Raw genomic sequence first — 15,417 nt, 5'->3', positions numbered from 1 at the left:
CCCGATGGTCGACGTGCGCGCGGCGCACAAGATGTTCGGCGACCTGCACGTCCTCAAGGGCGTGGACCTCACGGTCGCTGCCGGCGAGGTGTGCGTGGTGCTCGGGCCGTCCGGGTCCGGCAAGTCCACGCTGCTGCGCTGCCTCAACGAGCTCGAGGTGCTCACGGGCGGGTCCGTCCGCATCGACGGCGAGCTGCTCGGCTACCGCAAGGACTCCTCCGGCGCGCTCCACCGCCTCCACCCCAAGGCGATCGCGCGGCAGCGTGCGCGCATCGGCATGGTGTTCCAGCGCTTCCACCTGTTCCCGCACATGACGGCGCTCGAGAACGTGGTCGAGGCGCAGGTGCAGGTGCTGCGTCGCCCGAAGGCGGAGGCGCGTTCCAAGGCCACCGAGCTGCTCGAGCGCGTGGGGCTGTCCGACCGCATGGGCCACTACCCGGCGCAGCTGTCGGGCGGGCAGCAGCAGCGCGTCGCGATCGCCCGCGCGCTCGCGATGGACCCCGAGATCATGCTCTTCGACGAGCCGACCTCGGCGCTCGACCCCGAGCTGGTCGGGGAGGTCCTCGCGGTGATGAAGGACCTCGCGGCCGGCGGCATGACCATGGTGGTGGTGACCCACGAGATCGGCTTCGCCCGCGAGGTCGCCGACCACGTGGTGTTCATGGACGAGGGCGTCGTCGTGGAGGAGGGGCCGGCCTCGCAGGTCATCGATGCGCCCGCCCACGAGCGCACCCGGGAGTTCCTCGCGCACGTGCTCTGACCAGGCGCAGGCATCGTCCCTGACAGACCCCAGAAGTGGGGGCTGATGCCGCGCGGCGGCGGCGCGCTACCGTCCAGGTCTTCGCACCTGAGAGGCGGCGCCCATGCGTTCAACCGTCCCGACGACGGCCGTCGACATCCCCGTGCCCGCGCTCGAGGCGGTGGTGCCCGACGCGCCCGGAGCGTTCGGCGGTCCCGGCTTCGTCGAGGGGTTCGCGGGTCTCGGGCTGGTCGCGGTGGGGCTGGTGGTGCTCGTGGGCGCCGTCGCGTTCTCGCTCGCGGGTGCGATCGCGAGGCGACCGCGCGGCCGCGGTCTCGGGATCGCGTACGTCGTGGCGCTCGTGCTGGTCGGCGGGGGCGGCGTGATGCTGCTGGTGAGCGGGCACGTGAGCGACGCCGCGCAGGCCGAGTACGAGGCGGCGATCGCCGTCCAGGAGGACGAGCTCGACCGCGTCGCGGCGGGCCTGGCCGCGGACGTGCTCGCGCAGACCGGCGTGACGGTGTCGAACCCCGCCTCGGTGGTGGTCAACCTCGACGGCCCGCAGCTCGTGGACGGCGTCGATGCGGCGGGCGCCGACGTCGCGTGCGCCGTCACCGGCACGCGCGACGGCGCGGGGTGGACCGTCCGCGTCGAGTGCCCGGCGCCGGCCTCCTGAGCCGGGCTCAGGCCAGGCGGGACGCGCGCACCGCGGCCGCCATGTCCTCGGCGCCGTGACCGGCGTGGACGATGCGGTCGAGGCGCTCGCGCGCGCCGTCCAGCGCGTCGACGCGGACGCCCGCGTCGCGCGCGGCGTCCGTGATGAGCGCGGCGTCCTTCGCGGCGGTGGCGGCGCCGAAGCTCGCCTCCTCGAGGCGGTCCTCGAGGATCAGCGCCGCCTTCGCACGCAGGTATCCGAGGTCGAGCGGGCCGCTCTCGATCAGGTCGAGGAACGCGTGAGGGTCGACGCCGAGCCCGTCGGCGAGCGCGAGGGTCTCCCCAGCGGCGTTGTTGACAGCGAGCACCCAGCTGTTCGCCACCAGCTTGAGCCGCTGCGCCGTGCCCGCCGCCGCATCGTCCCCCGTCCACACGGTGCGCGTCGCGATCGCGTCGAAGACCGTCATCGCGGTGTCGCGCACCTGCGCGGGCCCGGCCGCGAGAACCGTGAGGCGGCCCGCCTCGGCGGGCTTGCGGGTCCCGAGCACGGGCGCGTCGACGAGGACGAGGCCCAGCTCCGCGGCGAGCCCGGCCACCTCGGGGAGCACCTCGAGCCCCACGGTCGACGCCTGGATCCACAGCGTGCCGGGACGCAGCCCCGGGGCCGCGTGGCGCATGACCTCGAGCACCACGGGGCCGTCGTGGAGCATCGTCACCACCGCGTCGGACTCGTGCACCGCCTCCGACGGCGTGGTCGCGACGGTCGCTCCGTCCGCGGCGAGCGCCGCCGCGGTCGCGTGCGTGCGGTTCCACACGCGCACCCCATGGCCGGCGCGGACCAGGTTGCGCGCCATCGCCGCGCCCATGATCCCCGTGCCCAGGACCGCGATCGCGAGCGGACGGGGTGCGGCGGCGGGGTTGTCGGACATGCGGGCTCCTCGGGTCTGGATGGGGGAGGCGGATCGCTCCGATTGCTCAACGGTTGAGCCGTCTCGAGCCTTCCCTCGCGTAGCCTCGGGGCGTGCGCACCGCCTTCCTCGCTGCCGTCGCGGCGCTGTCCCTCGCCGGCTGCTCGCTCCTCGGCGGCGAGCCGTCGGGCTCTCCGACGGTCGCGATCGCCGAGCCGAGCGCGGCGACCCCCTCGCCCAGCCCGAGCGCCGCATCGTCCGCGCCCGACCCCGACGCCGTCGCGGTCCCGACCGAGGTAGTCGACCTGGGAGAGCACGGGTCCTACGGCGTGGTCACGCTCGACCTCGCGCAGTGGGACGTGCGGGTCGACTGGCCCCAGGACGAGGACGGCACCGATCTCGCGGAGTACATCGACGCGCACCCCGGCATCGCGGCCCTCACCAACGCCGGGATCTTCTCGGACGACCTCACGCCGGGCGGGCTCCTGGTCGCGGACGGCGAGGAGCTGCGCGCTCTCAACCTCGCGGACGGCTACGGCAACTTCCACCTCAAGCCAAACGCGGTGTTCGAGATCCGCGACGACGGCACCGCCGCGGTGGTCGACTCGACCCTCTACGATCCCGTGGGCGTCGCGCAGGCCACGCAGTCCGGCCCCGCGCTCTTGCTTGACGGCGAGATCCACCCCGAGTTCGCCGAGGGAAGCACCAACACGGCGCTGCGCACCGGCGTGGGGGTGAGCCCGGACGGCGCCACGGTGTACCTGGTCATCACCAGGAACTACGTCAACCTGTGGGACTTCGCGACGATGTTCCGCGACGAGCTGGGAGTCGAGGACGCGCTCTACCTCGACGGGCAGATCTCGCAGCTGTGGGTGGCCGGCGCCGCCAAGCCCACCTCCTACCTGGGGCCCTACGCCGGGGTGATCGCCGCCTACCCGCGCTGAGGCGGGCTAGCGTCGAGCCATGAGGCTCGACCCTGCCGCCCGCGCGTGGCTCGAGTCGCGCCTGGGCTCCGCGCCCGTCGAGGTGTTCTTCGAGGCGTCCTCGATGTCGGACGTGCGGGGGGTGCGCCTCGCCGACGGTCGCCGCGTCGCGGTCAAGCGCAGGGACGGCGGCGCGCGGCTCACGATCGTGGCACGCGCCCACCGCGCCGCGGTGGCGGCGGGCATCGACGCGCCGGCCCTGCTGGCCGGTCCCGACGCGCTCGGGGACGATGCGTGGCTTACCGCGGAGGCATGGCGTCCGGAGGGGGCGCTCGCCCCGCACGGCGACGCGCCGACGGCCTACGCGGTGCTGCTCGCGCGCATCGTCGCCGCGCTCGCGGACGTGCCGGCGGACGGGCTCGAGCCGACGCCGTGGCTCCACTACGACCACGACGATCCGCGGCGCGTGTGGCCCCCGCCCGGATCGGACCGGTGGGACCCGCATCGGATCGAGGCGGAGCTGCCGCCCGCGCTCGCCTCGATGGCGGCACGCGCCCGGTCGCGCATCCTCGCGTGCGGCCTGCCGCCGGTGCTCGGGCACGCCGACCTCAACGCGCTCAACGTCCGCTGGGCGGGGGAGCGGGCCATCGTGCACGACTGGGACTCGATCGTGGCGCGGCCCGAGGCGGTGCTCCTCGGCACGCTCGCGCTCGACCACGTCGCGGGGCCGGGCGCACCCGCGGCCGCCGACATCCCGACGGGCGCGCGGGTCCTTGCCGCCTACGAGGCCGCCGCCGGGCGGGACCTGAGCGCCGCGGAGCGCGAGGTCGCCTGGGCGACCTCGGTGTGGCTCGCCTGCTACAACGCGGCCTTCGAGCACCTCAAGGGCGGCCCGGACGCGGTGACGGCCCGCATCCTCGACGACGGCGCGCAGCGGCTCGCGCTCGCGGGGGCGTGAGCGCGAGCCGCCTCTCTCGCCGAGCGGCCGCACGGGTGCCGTCCTAGGGTCGGAAGGAGATGACTGCTCACGGGATGACGCCGCGCGAGCGGGAGCAGGTCGACGCCGCGAACGCGGCGGGCGGCCCCGCCGTCGTGCTGCTGCATGAGATCTGGACCCTCGCCGGCTCGTGGGAGCCCTGGCGCGCGCGACTCGCCGAGCATGGCCTGGCGTCGGTCGCGGTGGCGTGGCCCCGCGAGCCCGCCTCGGCCGAGAGGTCCGCCGCGCACCCGACGGCGATGGCCGGGGTGGGGCTCGCCGAGATCCTCGAGCACACACGTACCGTGGTGGAGGCCCTGCGCGAGGCGCCGTTCCTGGTCGGCCACGGCATCGGCGGGCTCACGGCCCAGCAGGTCGCCGGCAAGGGCGAGGCTCGGGCCACGGTGGCGATCACGCCGGCGCCGATGCGCGGCGCGCCACGCGTGCCCGACGTGGTCCTCATGTCGGCGTCACCCGTGCTGCGCGACCGCGCCAACCGCGACACCACGGTGCGGCTCACGTACCCCGAGTTCCGTTTCGCGTGGGCCAACGCGATCCCGCCCGACGAGGCGCGTGCGCTGTGGGAGGCGCATCACGTGGCGGGGCCCGGTCGGGTCGCGTTCGAGGTCGCCTCCCAGCGACGGGAGGCGCGCGCCCCCGCCGGGGTCGACACGGTCACCGTCGACCGCGGCCCGATGCTCGTCATCGCCGCGGGCAAGGATCGCCTGGTGCCGCCCGTGGCGGCGTCGGACACGTTCCGCATCCAGAGCCGCAACCCGTGCCCCACGGACTTCGTCGAGTTCGTCGACCGCGGCCATACGCTCACCCTGGATCAGGGCTGGCCCGAGGTCGCCGACCGCGTGGTCGAGTACCTCGACCGCCACCGCGGCTAGACGCCGAGCATGGCGCGCGGGCGCTCGGTCACAGGGTGCGGATCACGCGCGCGGGGTTGCCCGCCACCACGCTCATCGGCGGCACATCCTTGGTGACCACCGAACCCGCCGCGACCACGGAGCCGCGGCCGATGGTCACGCCCGGGCAGATCACCACGGAGCCGCCCAGCCACACGTCCGCCTCGAGCGTGATCGGGAAGGCGCGCTCCCAGCCCTCGCGGCGGATGTCGACGTCGAAGGCGTGGTTGACCGTGTAGAAGCGCGCGTCGGGGCCGATGAGCGCGTGGTCGCCGATGGTGACGATGCCCGAGCCCAGGATCATGAGGTTCGCGTTGATGAACACGTCGCGGCCGAAGCGCACGCGCTCCTTGTACTCGAGGTAGATCGGCGGCCGGAAGTCGAGGCCGTCGCCGCACTCGCCCACGAGCGCCGCGAGGCCGGCCGTCGAACCCTCCGGGTCCTCGTAGTAGCCGGCGTTGAGCTCGCGGAGGCGCGCGAGCGTCGCCCGCTGCATCGCGGCGAGCTCCGGGCCCGCGCGGTACTTGAACCACTCGTCGTCGCTGAGCTTCTGGTGCTCGGTGCGGGTGGGGTCCTCGACGGGGATCTCCGCCATCGCGGCCTTCATGCGCTCGGGGTTGGTCACGCACCCAACCTAGGGCCGCGGCGCGCGCGGCGCGCGGGACCTCGGTCTACTCGGGATCGACCTGCGTGAACAACGTGAGCTGGATCCCGAGAGGCGTCTCGAGGCGCGCGTTGAGCGAGCCCCACGGGGTCGCCGTCGGCGGCGCCACCTGCGCCGCGCCCGCCGCGACCGCGGCGGCGGTGGCGACCGCCGCATCGTCCACCTCGAGCGCCACGCGGACCTCGCGCGCGACCGGGCGACCGACCTCGAGGGTGTCGATGAGCGCGCGCTGCGCGGTGTTGACCAGCTCGAGCGTCGCCCGGCCCGCGTCGAGGACGACGACGCGGGCGTCGCCGTCCGCGGTGGGGGTGGTGAGGTCGAGCTCGGGTGGCATGCCGAGCGCGTCGCGGAAGAGCGCGAGCGCGCCGTCGAGGTCCTCGGCGTGGAGGACGAGGCGGAGCTGAAGGGTCCCGGTCATGCCGCCACGATCCGTCCGCGGCGGCATGACCGTCAACCGTTCAGAGGTACATCGGGGTGAGCGCCTCGTAGTCCTCGACGGTGCCGTCGCGCAGGCACGTCTCGATGATCTGCCGGCCCAGCGGGTCCAGGTCGTCCGTGAGGAACTTCTGCAGCTCGGACCTGAAGAACCCGGTGAGGATCGCGCAGCCCGCGTCGTACGCCGCGAGCCCCACCTGCGACTGCGTCTCCGGACGCAGGAGGGTGCGGCGGATCGGCTGGCCGTCGAGCGTGATCTCCTTGGGCGCGTACCCGAACAGCGCGCAGCGGGCGGGCTCGAGCTGGTCCGCCCGCATGCGGCCGCCGCCCTTGCGGGCGAGCCACTCGCGCGTGAGCCACTCGGCCGAGAAGCCCACCTTGTAGGCGCCGATGTGCTGGTTGGGTGTCAGCACGTAGCGCGTGCGGTGGAACTCGAGGATCTGCTTCAGCAGCAGGTTCGCCGCCTCCACCTGGGTGCCCGTGGAGAACGGCCAGTAGGAGCCGACGCCCTCGGACACCATGCCGCCGTGCTCGAGCTTCTTCACCGCATCGGCCGCCTCGCCGATCGACGGGTTCTTGTCGCCGCGCGGCGCGATGAGCCGCCACAGCCACGCGATGGCCGGCGGCACGAAGTGGGTGAGCCCCATGATCCCGTAGGTGGGGTTGTCGGCCGTGCACGCGGGCATGCGGGCCCCGAAGGTGCGGACGTCGACCGGCTCGGGCTGGTGGACGATGCCGTGGATCATCGAGCGCGGGATCACCACGCGGGGGTTGGGGCACGGCTTGCCGGTCGAGTCGAGCGTGTGCTCCCAGGGCAGCACCGTCGCGTCCGGCACCCCGTCGAGGCTGAAGAAGACGAGCGGGGCGTCGGGGTGGATGACCGCGCGCTCGAAGTGGACGTCGGCGCCGTAGGCCTTGAGGTTGTCGACGCGGACGAACCAGCCGTCCTCGGCATCGGCGACCACCATCTTCCCCGAGCCGTCCTGGACGGCCGGGTGGCACAACGTCATGTCGTCGGTGACGGGGGCGAGGTCGCACGACTCGGACAGCGTGATGAGGTACTCCTCGCCGGTGACCACGTTCTCGCCCAGCAGGATGCGGCCGTCGTCCTCGCGGCGCAGGTCCTGGCACATCTCGGACTTGCCGCCGCCCGAGGCGCCCTCGTGCATGATCACGGTCTCGTTGTCGTACGGGGTGGTGACGCGCACCGCGGAGGCGTGCGCGGTGATCCAGCCCTCCTGCTCGCCGATGTCGAGCAGGACCGAGAACACGCCCTTCTTGGCGCTCGGCCCGGGGTAGAGGTTGTACGCGAAGATCTCATGGAGGGTCTCCGAGCGGTCGTGGACCACCACCTGCTTGCCGTCGAAGTGGGTGTGGCGGAACGGGGGAGCGACGTACAGGATCGAGCGCGGCGAGAACTCCCCGAGCTCCTCGAACGTCGTCCAGCCCTGCAGGTCCACCAGCGCGGTCGCGAAGAACGCCGCGTTGACGGGCATGATCGCGATCGACGGCGAGCCGTGGGTGAGGCCGCCGGCCTTGAACGGCACCACCACGAGGTCCTGGTGAGCGAGCCACGCGAAGGTGTCGGCGCGCGTGCCGTCGAAGCCGTGGCCGAACCGGTCCGCGAAGCGCGTCTTGTCCGTCGGGCGGTCATCGGCGATGACCATGCACTGCGGGTCCCGGCGGCGCATGTAGTCCTCGGGGTAGTTGACCGCGATGCCGTTGCGGCAGCGCGTGACGGTGGCCTCCGTGACGACCTCGCCGTCGACGTCGTAGTCGACCCAGAACGTCGGGCCGCCGGCGGGGCCGAGCGCGAGGGCGTACAGCTCCTCGCGCGTGGCGGGGATGGTCACCGAGGGTGCGGCCTCGAGGGCGGCGCGCACCTCGGGCGCGAGGGAAAGGCGGTCAAGCTGGGTGAGGGTGTGCATCGCTCGGCTCCTTCGGCTTGCGGACGCAGGCGGCAGCCTCCATCGTCCGCCCGTTCCGGCGAGTCTGCCGATCCAAAAGGAAAGGTAAAAGGGACGTAGGTCACGGGTCACGGCATGGTCACGCGCTGGGAGGGCGGGACCTGGGACGATGCGGTGCTCGGGTCTCCGGGCGCGCCGTCAGATCGCGGGGGGCTCCGGCGTGGGTTCGGGCGCCGGCGCGGGCGCGTCCGTGCGCAGCACGGCGTAGAGCGCGCCTGCGAGCGCCAGGATGAGCGCGCCGACCGCGACGCCGAGCGGGGTGAAGGGCCGCAGGAGCGCGAACAGCAGCAGGAACACGAGCGCGAGCCACGGCCACAGCAGCCAGCCGCGTCGCTGCAACGCGCCCGAGATCGCCGCGGGTCGCCAGCCGCGCGCGTCGAGCGCCGCGGCGCCGCGCGACGCGTAGGAGCCGCCGCGACCCCGGGCTGCGACCGCGGCCGACGAGCCTCCGAGCGCGAGGCCCACGAGGATCGCGACGGCTCCCGCCACGATGTAGGCGATCAGCACCGCTCCCGGCTCGGCGGTGAGGGCGCCGTAGATCGCGGCGGTGGTCGCGGTCGGGACCTCCGTGGCGAGCGCGGTGGCGACGATGCCGCCGGCGGTGCCCACGACGAGCGCGAGGATCGCGCCGACCACCAGCAGCAGCGTCCCCGCGACGATGCTCGCGCGCGGGCGGCGCGGGTGGAGCAGGATGCCCGCCGCGATGAGCGCGAGCGCGATCCACGGCAGCACCGCGCCGACGGTCGAGAGGATCGAGTAGCCGAGCCGCGCCTGCGCGACCTGCGGGACCTCGGCGAGGGTGATGCTGACGTCGACGTCGGGGATCGAGTCGGCGAGCGTGAAGCCCGCGTCGACCAGGGCGGGCCTGAGCTCGGCGATGATCGGCTCGAGCTGCAGCGCGACCACGCCGGTGTCGTCGATGGTCACGGCGCCCTGCGCATCGGCCTCAAGAACGCCGACCACCTGGCCGTGGGCGAGCCCGAGCGCCTGCTCCCAGACGGTGGAGAAGGCCTCGGTCGCGACCACCTGGGTGAGCGCGCTGCGGATCGCGACGCGAGCCTGGTCCGCGAGCAGCGGCCCGAGCGTGTCGGCGGCGTCGGCGAGCCGGGGGGTGGCGCCCTCGTCGATGACGCTCGCGAGCAGGTCCGCGACCAGGGCGTCGGTGTCGAGCGCCTGGTCGATCGCCGCGGTCGCCTCGTCCACCACGAAGGCCTGAACCTCGGGGTCGTCGGCGAGCGGCGCGAGCGTGGCGACGAAGACGCCGGTGTCGCCCACCATCCGCGCGGCGTACGCGCTGACCGTCGCGAGCGGCGCGACCAGCGTGCCGAGCACGATGAGCACCACCGCGAGGAAGGCGCGTCCGCGCGAGGCGCGCGGGGCGACGGGTGCCGGTGCGGGTGCGCCGTCGGCGGCGTGCGTCTCGCGGAGCCGCACGTTGGCCTCAAGGGCCTCCTGGAGCCGATCGTTCTCCGCCTCGAGCTCGGCCAGGCGCGCCTCGAGCTGCGCCTTCGTCATCCCTGCCATGGCTCCTCCTCGGGGCGCGTGCTGCGCGGGGCGTCGCCCCTGGTGTCGAGCCTACGGGACGCGGTCCGGCGTGGGCGCTTGACCGCCGTTCGAACACATGTTCGAATGGCGGGGTGAGATGGGACGGCCAGGCGCTGCGCGCGGAGACGGACGATGCGCTGCCGGCGCTCGCGAGGATGTCGAACCTGGTGCGGACGGTCACCACGCCCGAGTTCGCGGGCGTGACGTTCCACGAGGTGCTCGCGAAGAGCGCGCTCAACCGGGTCGGTCCCGGCAGCGCGGTGCCGTTCACGTGGACCGTCAACCCGTACCGGGGCTGTACGCATGCGTGCGTGTACTGCTTCGCGAGGCCGTCGCACCGGTACCTCGAGCTCGACGCGGGGGTGGACTTCGATCGCCAGATCATCGTCAAGATCAACGTCGCCGAGGCGCTGCGGAAGGACCTGGCCACGGCGTCCTGGCAGCGGGAGCACGTGGCGCTCGGCACCAACACCGACCCGTACCAGCGGGCCGAGGGTCGCTACCGGTTGATGCCGGGGATCATCCGAGCGCTCGCGGACTCGGGCACCCCCATGTCCGTCCTCACCAAGGGCTCGCTGCTGCGCCGGGACCTCCCGGTGCTCGCCGCCGCCCGTGCGTCCGCGCCGGTGGACCTCGCGTTGTCGATCGCGATCGCGGACGACGATCTTCAGCAGGCGATGGAGCCCGGCACGCCCACCACGCAGGCACGGCTCGCGACCGTGTCCGCCGCCGCCGAGGCCGGCTTCGACGTGGCCGTCTTCATGATGCCGATCCTGCCGTTCCTCACCGACTCCGAGGAGCACCTGAATTCCGCGCTCGGGCGCATCAAGGCCGCGGGGGCGGCATCGGTGACGTACACCGCGCTGCACCTGCGCCCCGGCGTCAAGGAGTGGTACGCGCGATGGCTCCACGTGCATCGTCCCGACCTGGTCGACCGCTACCGGGAGCTCTACGGCGACGGCGCCTACGCGCCGAAGGAGTACCGGCGGTGGCTGGCCGCCCGCGTGAAACCGCTGATCGCCGCGCATGGTCTCGCGCGCACGCCCGAGGACCCGAACACGGGCACGGTCGCGTCACGCGCGAACGCCCGCGACGATCAAGGGGAGTGGCGGCGCACCTCCGCGGGCCGCGAAGCCGCCCCGATCGAGGGCGCCGCCGACGCGATCGTGCTCTTCTGACGTCGGTGGCGTCCTGCAAGAAGGGCACGGTCACTCGCCCGTGGGCTTCTCCTCGTGACCGCCGAATCCCTTCCGCATGGCCGAGAGGGTGCGCTGGGCGTAGTCGTCGAGATCGCGCGAGGCGAACCGCGAGTACAGCGCGGTGGTGAGGACGGGGGTCGGCACGCCCTCGTCGATGGCCGCGATCGAGGTCCACCGGCCCTCGCCCGAGTCGGACACGTGGCCGGAGAACGAGGCCAGGTCGGGGTCGGCGCGCAGCGCCTCCGCCGTGAGGTCGAGCAGCCACGAGCCGATCACCGAGCCGCGTCGCCATACCTCGGCGACCGCGGCGGTGTCGATGTCGTAGCGGTAGTACTCGGGCTGGGCGAGGGGAGCGGTCTCCGCATCGGCCTCGCGTGCCTGCGCGCCGATGTTCGCGTTCTTGAGCACGTTGAGCCCCTCGGCGTAGGCCGCCATGAGGCCGTACTCGATGCCGTTGTGGACCATCTTCACGAAGTGACCGGCGCCGGTAGGCCCGCAGCGGAGCCACCCCTCCTCACCCGGCTCGAGGAGTCCCGGCACGCCCTCGGTCGCGATGCCGGGGGTGCGCTCCGCGGCGTCGACGCCGGGCGCGATGGACCGCCACAAGGGCGACAGGCGGGTCACGGTCTCCTCCTCGCCGCCGATCATGAGGCAGAAGCCCCGCGCGAGCCCGTGCACGCCTCCCGAGGTGCCCACGTCGACCAGCCCGATGCCGCGTGCGGCGAGGAGCGCCGCGTGCGCGATGTCGTCGCGGTAGTAGCTGTTGCCGCCGTCGATGACGGTGTCGCCTGGCTCGAGGACGTGCGAGAGCGCCTCGACGACGCGCTGCGTCACCTCGCCCGCCGGCACCATCACCCAGACGGCGCGCGGCGCCTCGAGCGCCTCGACGAAGCCGGCGAGCTCGTGGACGGCCACGGCGCCGTCGGCGGCGAGCGCTTCGATCGCCTCCGCGCTGACGTCGTGGACCGCGACCGTGTGGCCGTCCCGCAGGAGCCGCCGGGTCAGGCCGGCTCCCATCCTGCCGAGGCCGATCATGCCCAGCTGCATGTCACTTCCCCGTCCTGTGCGCGGAGCCGCGCCGTGCATCGTCCTGGAGGACCGGGTCGTGCCAGGGGCCGTCGGCCCCGATGAGGGTGTCCGCCTCCGTCGGGCCCCATGTGCCAGGCGCGTAACGGATGGCGGGGGCGTGGTCCGTCAGCACCGCATCGACCGCGCGCCAGGCCGCCTCGACGGTCTCCTCGGCGGTGAACAGCGCGCGGTCACCCTCCATGGCATCGGCGAGCAGGCGCTCGTACGGGTGGCGCGAGCCGGCGCCGCCGGTGCTCACCACCAGCTCGCGCTGCTCGCCGACGAACTCCTCGCCGGGGGTCTTCACGCGGGCGCCGAGGGCGATCTCGCCGTCGGGCTGCAGCCGGAACCGGAGGTGGTTGGGGTGCTGCGCCATCATCGCGTCGTCGAACAGCGCCTGCGGCGGCTTCTTGAACTCGACCACCACCTCATGCGCGGTCACCGGCAGGTGCTTGCCCGTGCGCAGGTACCAGGGCACGCCGGCCCACCGCCACGAGTCGATGTGCAGCCGCGCCGCCGCGTACGTCTCGACGTCGGAGCCGCGCGCCACGCCGGGCTCGTCGCGGTAGCCGTCGAACTGCCCGCGCACGATGTCGTTCCTGGTGAGCGGGCGGATCGCGCGGAACACGTTGGCCTTCGCCTCGTGGACCGCGCCGTACCCCTGATAGGCGGGCGGCTCCATCGCGAGCAGGGCGACGATCTGCAGCATGTGGTTCTCGAGCACATCGCGTAGGGCGCCCGCCGTGTCGTAGAACGCGCCGCGGCCCTGGACGCCGAAGTCCTCCGCGATGGTGATCTGGACGCTCGCGATGTGATCGCGGTTCCACACGGGCTCGAGGAACGAGTTCGCGAACCGGAAGTACAGGAGGTTCATGATCTCGTCCTTGCCCAGGAAGTGGTCGATGCGGAACACCGCCTCCTCGGGGAAGGCGCCCCGGATCTCCGCGTCGAGCTCCTGAGCGCTCGCGAGATCGCGGCCGAACGGCTTCTCGACCACCACGCGCGCATCCGTGTGGAGCCCGGCCCGCGCCAGGCCCTGGATCACGGTGCCGAACATCACGGGCGGGATCGCCAGATAGTGGACCGGCCGCCGGGCGTCGCCGACCGCCTCCTTGAGCGCCTCGAACGTGGCGGGCTCGCGATAGTCGCCGTCCACGTAGCGGAGGAGCCCGAGCAGCGCGTCGAGGACCGCCGGATCGTGCTCCGGGATGGCCGCCGCGACGGACTCTCGGGCGCGCTCCTTGAGGTCCTCGAGCGTCCAGCGGGAGAAGGCGACGCCGACCACCGGCGCATCGAGCTCGCCGTGCGCGACCATGCCGTACAGCGCCGGGAAGATGAGCTTGCGCGCGAGGTCGCCGGTGGCGCCGAAGAAGACGAGGATGTCGGCTCTGTGCTGGGTGGATGCTGCGGGCCGGTCGGCCATCGGTGCTCCTTGCCTGGTGCGGATGTCCCTCCTGGACCAACCTCGCACAGGTCGCCCTTGTTCCGCAGGCGCACGCGGGCTCGCGGATCTAGGGTGGGCGTGCAGGGGGCACGCCGGGGGGCAAGGGAGACACGATGGGCATGGGGGAGCACGCGCGGGCGGTCGGGGGTCCGCGGTGACGGCCGTGGTGTCGGTCCGTCGCGCCGACATCACGACGATGAGCGTCGACGCGATCGTCAACGCGGCCAACGAGTCGTTGCTGGGCGGTGGCGGGGTCGACGGCGCCATCCACCGTGCCGCCGGGCCAGGGCTCCAGGACGAGTGCGAGACGCTCCATGGCTGCGCGACGGGCTCGGCGAAGATCACGGGTGCCTACGCGCTGCCGGCGCGCCATGTCATCCACGCCGTCGGCCCGGTATGGCACGGGGGCGACAGGGGAGAGCAGCTGGCCCTCGCATCGGCCTACCAGGCGGCGATCGCGCTCGCGCATGAGCACGGCTGCCGGAGCGTGGCGTTCCCCTGCATCTCGACGGGGATCTACGGCTATCCGAAGGCGCTCGCGGCCGAGGTCGCGGTGAGGGCGGTGGGGCGGGCGCTCGCCTCCGCACCGTCGGTCGAGGAGGTCACGTTCTGCGTGGTCGACGACGAGAACCTGGCGCTCTACCGGGGAATCCTCTCCCGCTAGGGTGCGTCCATGAGGGTGCTGCGCGGCTCGGACGCCGGCGAGTGGTTGCACGGGCGCGTGTTCGCGGCACCCGGTTTGCAGGGCGTCGCGGGGACCGGTTTCGACGCGTATGCGCGGCTGCTCCATCCGCTCCAGGGCCGGCGGCTCGACTGGACCGATCGCGGCGAGGGCATGATCCCGCGCGTGGTCGAGGAGCGCGAGTGGACATGGGCGGAGGCGGCGGGAGCGCTCGGCAGCTCGCTTTCGCCGTTCGCGCGGACGGCCGAGGACGTGGTGGGCATCGGCGGCGCGCGCTGGGACGACGGCTGGGAGATCGACCGCCCGCCCCTGGGATGGCTCGACCCCGAGCGGCTTGCGCGCCTGCTCCCGGCGCTGTCGCGCGCGACGGCGACGCCGGACGATGCGGTGCTGGGGGTGTGGGTGGGCTGGGCGGGTCTCGACGGTGGCGCCGATGCAGTGGCGACGTTGGTCCTCGATGGCACGGGGGCGGTCCTCGCGGGCCGCCGGGGGCTCTCCCCGGAGGTCAGCGGCGCCATCCGCGCCGGCGACTGCCTCGAGCTGCCGGGGCGGTCCTACCTGCGCCTCGGGTGCGCGCTCGACGAGCTCGCCGATCCTGATTGGGGCTTCGCCCTCGGGCTCGGGTGGCGCGGGCCGTGGCGCGAGCCGATGCCGCAGCTGATCTGGCCGCGCGATCGCGCCTGGCTCGTCTCGACAGAGGTCGACCTCGACTCGACGTTCATCGCGGGACCGCGCGCGCTGATCGACGAGGTGCTCGCGCTCCCCGGTCTCGAGGCGGTCGAGATGCACGGGAGCGACGAGCTCGACCCCTGGTGGTGACGGTGCCGAGCGGTCGTCGACGTCACGCGGTTGCTGCCCTCGCCCGGCCTGCCCTCGCCCGGCCTGCCCTCGCCCGGCCAGCCTCGCTTCCCCGAATGGGGCGCTGGTGGTCGTTTTCGGGGGCTCGGTGCGCGGCGTGGGGCGTTGGCGGTCGCGGGCCGCGCGGACTCCTCTGCGCCTCCTCAACCGCCAGTGAGCGGGGTGTGGTCCACAGGCCCGGGCTGGGTTGAGTTTTCCACATCTACCTGGGGGGATGGTCGGGGCTGACTGTCGGTGGGTGGTGTTTGACTGGTCTCATGAGCTTCTCCACCGCCTCGGCCGATGCGGCCCGGCGTGCACTCGTACCGTTCGAGGAGCGTGACCTGTCGCAGCTGTCCGAGGTCGAGCTGGCACGGGTCCAGGAGCTGGCCTGCACGTATGCACGGCTGGCTGCGGTCCCGCAGGCCCGGATCGCTGCGGAGGTGGCGCGGCGAACGGACGCCG

General features: G+C 73.3%; 16 protein-coding genes. 9 read left to right on the top strand and 7 right to left on the bottom strand.

Features of this window, described 5'->3' with window-relative positions; translation table 11 throughout:
- The first annotated feature begins 4 nt into the window (after positions 1-4).
- Both AOM09_RS03565 and AOM09_RS03560 read left to right on the top strand, forming a co-directional pair.
- A complete protein-coding gene (locus AOM09_RS03565; RefSeq protein WP_062384505.1) occupies positions 5-760 on the top strand; it encodes an amino acid ABC transporter ATP-binding protein in 756 nt (251 codons plus the stop codon).
- 103 nt (positions 761-863) lie between these two features.
- Positions 864-1,415, top strand: coding sequence for a hypothetical protein (locus AOM09_RS03560; protein ID WP_062384502.1), 552 nt, complete (start codon positions 864-866; stop codon positions 1,413-1,415).
- Positions 1,416-1,422: 7 nt separating this feature from the next.
- Here the strand turns inward: AOM09_RS03560 and AOM09_RS03555 are convergent, their stop codons facing one another.
- Positions 1,423-2,322, bottom strand: coding sequence for an NAD(P)-dependent oxidoreductase (locus AOM09_RS03555; protein WP_062384500.1), 900 nt, complete (start codon positions 2,320-2,322; stop codon positions 1,423-1,425).
- Positions 2,323-2,414: 92 nt separating this feature from the next.
- On the opposite strand from AOM09_RS03555, the gene AOM09_RS03550 reads away from it, so the two are divergent.
- From AOM09_RS03550 to AOM09_RS03540, 3 genes are read left to right on the top strand one after another with little or no spacing between them, the layout of a single operon-like run.
- Positions 2,415-3,245, top strand: coding sequence for a phosphodiester glycosidase family protein (locus AOM09_RS03550; RefSeq protein ID WP_062384497.1), 831 nt, complete (start codon positions 2,415-2,417; stop codon positions 3,243-3,245).
- Between the two features lie 19 nt (positions 3,246-3,264).
- Positions 3,265-4,182 carry a phosphotransferase gene (locus AOM09_RS03545; protein WP_062384494.1) on the top strand — a complete coding sequence of 306 codons (918 nt, stop codon included), beginning with the start codon at positions 3,265-3,267 and terminating at the stop codon, positions 4,180-4,182.
- 59 nt (positions 4,183-4,241) lie between these two features.
- Positions 4,242-5,093, top strand: a complete 852-nt coding sequence (locus AOM09_RS03540) for an alpha/beta hydrolase (protein ID WP_156162215.1) — start codon at positions 4,242-4,244, stop codon at positions 5,091-5,093.
- A gap of 28 nt (positions 5,094-5,121) precedes the next feature.
- Here the strand turns inward: AOM09_RS03540 and AOM09_RS03535 are convergent, their stop codons facing one another.
- From AOM09_RS03535 to AOM09_RS03520, 4 genes are all read right to left on the bottom strand, one after another.
- Positions 5,122-5,736, bottom strand: a complete 615-nt coding sequence (locus AOM09_RS03535) for a sugar O-acetyltransferase (RefSeq protein ID WP_228375050.1) — start codon at positions 5,734-5,736, stop codon at positions 5,122-5,124.
- Positions 5,737-5,782: 46 nt separating this feature from the next.
- The gene (locus AOM09_RS03530; RefSeq protein WP_062384486.1) at positions 5,783-6,193 is read right to left on the bottom strand and encodes a VOC family protein; all 411 of its coding nucleotides are present in this window, start codon (positions 6,191-6,193) and stop codon (positions 5,783-5,785) included.
- Positions 6,194-6,233: 40 nt separating this feature from the next.
- On the bottom strand, positions 6,234-8,138 hold the full coding sequence (locus tag AOM09_RS03525) for a DUF4914 family protein (RefSeq protein WP_062384483.1): 1,905 nt from the start codon (positions 8,136-8,138) through the stop codon (positions 6,234-6,236).
- Between the two features lie 177 nt (positions 8,139-8,315).
- A complete protein-coding gene (locus AOM09_RS03520) occupies positions 8,316-9,701 on the bottom strand; it encodes a hypothetical protein (protein WP_156162214.1) in 1,386 nt (461 codons plus the stop codon).
- Positions 9,702-9,814: 113 nt separating this feature from the next.
- Here AOM09_RS03520 and AOM09_RS03515 point away from each other — a divergent pair, with 113 nt between their 5' ends.
- A complete protein-coding gene (locus AOM09_RS03515) occupies positions 9,815-10,900 on the top strand; it encodes an Rv2578c family radical SAM protein (protein WP_082098807.1) in 1,086 nt (361 codons plus the stop codon).
- Positions 10,901-10,930: 30 nt separating this feature from the next.
- Here the strand turns inward: AOM09_RS03515 and gnd are convergent, their stop codons facing one another.
- A complete protein-coding gene (gene gnd / locus AOM09_RS03510) occupies positions 10,931-11,968 on the bottom strand; it encodes a phosphogluconate dehydrogenase (NAD(+)-dependent, decarboxylating) (RefSeq protein WP_062384479.1) in 1,038 nt (345 codons plus the stop codon).
- 1 nt (position 11,969) lies between these two features.
- Entirely contained in the window at positions 11,970-13,412 is a 1,443-nt protein-coding gene (zwf, locus tag AOM09_RS03505) for a glucose-6-phosphate dehydrogenase (protein ID WP_062384477.1), read from the bottom strand.
- Positions 13,413-13,587: 175 nt separating this feature from the next.
- Here zwf and AOM09_RS03500 point away from each other — a divergent pair, with 175 nt between their 5' ends.
- From AOM09_RS03500 to AOM09_RS03490, 3 genes are all read left to right on the top strand, one after another.
- Positions 13,588-14,097 (top strand): O-acetyl-ADP-ribose deacetylase, encoded by a 510-nt coding sequence (locus tag AOM09_RS03500; protein ID WP_228375049.1) that lies wholly within the window; start codon positions 13,588-13,590, stop codon positions 14,095-14,097.
- A gap of 9 nt (positions 14,098-14,106) precedes the next feature.
- Positions 14,107-14,934: a hypothetical protein gene (locus AOM09_RS03495; RefSeq protein WP_062384474.1), complete on the top strand. Its 828-nt coding sequence runs from the start codon at positions 14,107-14,109 to the stop codon at positions 14,932-14,934.
- A 296-nt stretch (positions 14,935-15,230) separates the two neighbouring features.
- The coding region (locus tag AOM09_RS03490; RefSeq protein WP_156162213.1) for a hypothetical protein at positions 15,231-15,417 on the top strand (187 nt) is incomplete at its 3' end.

The organism is Demequina iriomotensis (assembly GCF_000971395.1).
Lineage (GTDB): Bacteria > Actinomycetota > Actinomycetes > Actinomycetales > Demequinaceae > Demequina > Demequina iriomotensis.
Note: the sequence above shows the minus strand (reverse complement) of the source record. Positions and strands in the feature narration are given on the sequence as shown.

What these genes read in the sequence shown, in the direction of transcription:
- AOM09_RS03565 (WP_062384505.1), top strand. Translation starts at nt 5, where the DNA reads ATGGTCGACGTGCGCGCGGCGCACAAGATGTTCGGCGACCTGCACGTC.
- AOM09_RS03530 (WP_062384486.1), bottom strand. Translation starts at nt 6,193, where the DNA reads ATGACCGGGACCCTTCAGCTCCGCCTCGTCCTCCACGCCGAGGACCTC.
- AOM09_RS03495 (WP_062384474.1), top strand. Translation starts at nt 14,107, where the DNA reads ATGAGGGTGCTGCGCGGCTCGGACGCCGGCGAGTGGTTGCACGGGCGC.
- AOM09_RS03520 (WP_156162214.1), bottom strand. Translation starts at nt 9,701, where the DNA reads ATGGCAGGGATGACGAAGGCGCAGCTCGAGGCGCGCCTGGCCGAGCTC.
- zwf (WP_062384477.1), bottom strand. Translation starts at nt 13,412, where the DNA reads ATGGCCGACCGGCCCGCAGCATCCACCCAGCACAGAGCCGACATCCTC.
- gnd (WP_062384479.1), bottom strand. Translation starts at nt 11,968, where the DNA reads ATGCAGCTGGGCATGATCGGCCTCGGCAGGATGGGAGCCGGCCTGACC.
- AOM09_RS03560 (WP_062384502.1), top strand. Translation starts at nt 864, where the DNA reads ATGCGTTCAACCGTCCCGACGACGGCCGTCGACATCCCCGTGCCCGCG.
- AOM09_RS03545 (WP_062384494.1), top strand. Translation starts at nt 3,265, where the DNA reads ATGAGGCTCGACCCTGCCGCCCGCGCGTGGCTCGAGTCGCGCCTGGGC.
- AOM09_RS03555 (WP_062384500.1), bottom strand. Translation starts at nt 2,322, where the DNA reads ATGTCCGACAACCCCGCCGCCGCACCCCGTCCGCTCGCGATCGCGGTC.
- AOM09_RS03525 (WP_062384483.1), bottom strand. Translation starts at nt 8,138, where the DNA reads ATGCACACCCTCACCCAGCTTGACCGCCTTTCCCTCGCGCCCGAGGTG.
- AOM09_RS03540 (WP_156162215.1), top strand. Translation starts at nt 4,242, where the DNA reads ATGACTGCTCACGGGATGACGCCGCGCGAGCGGGAGCAGGTCGACGCC.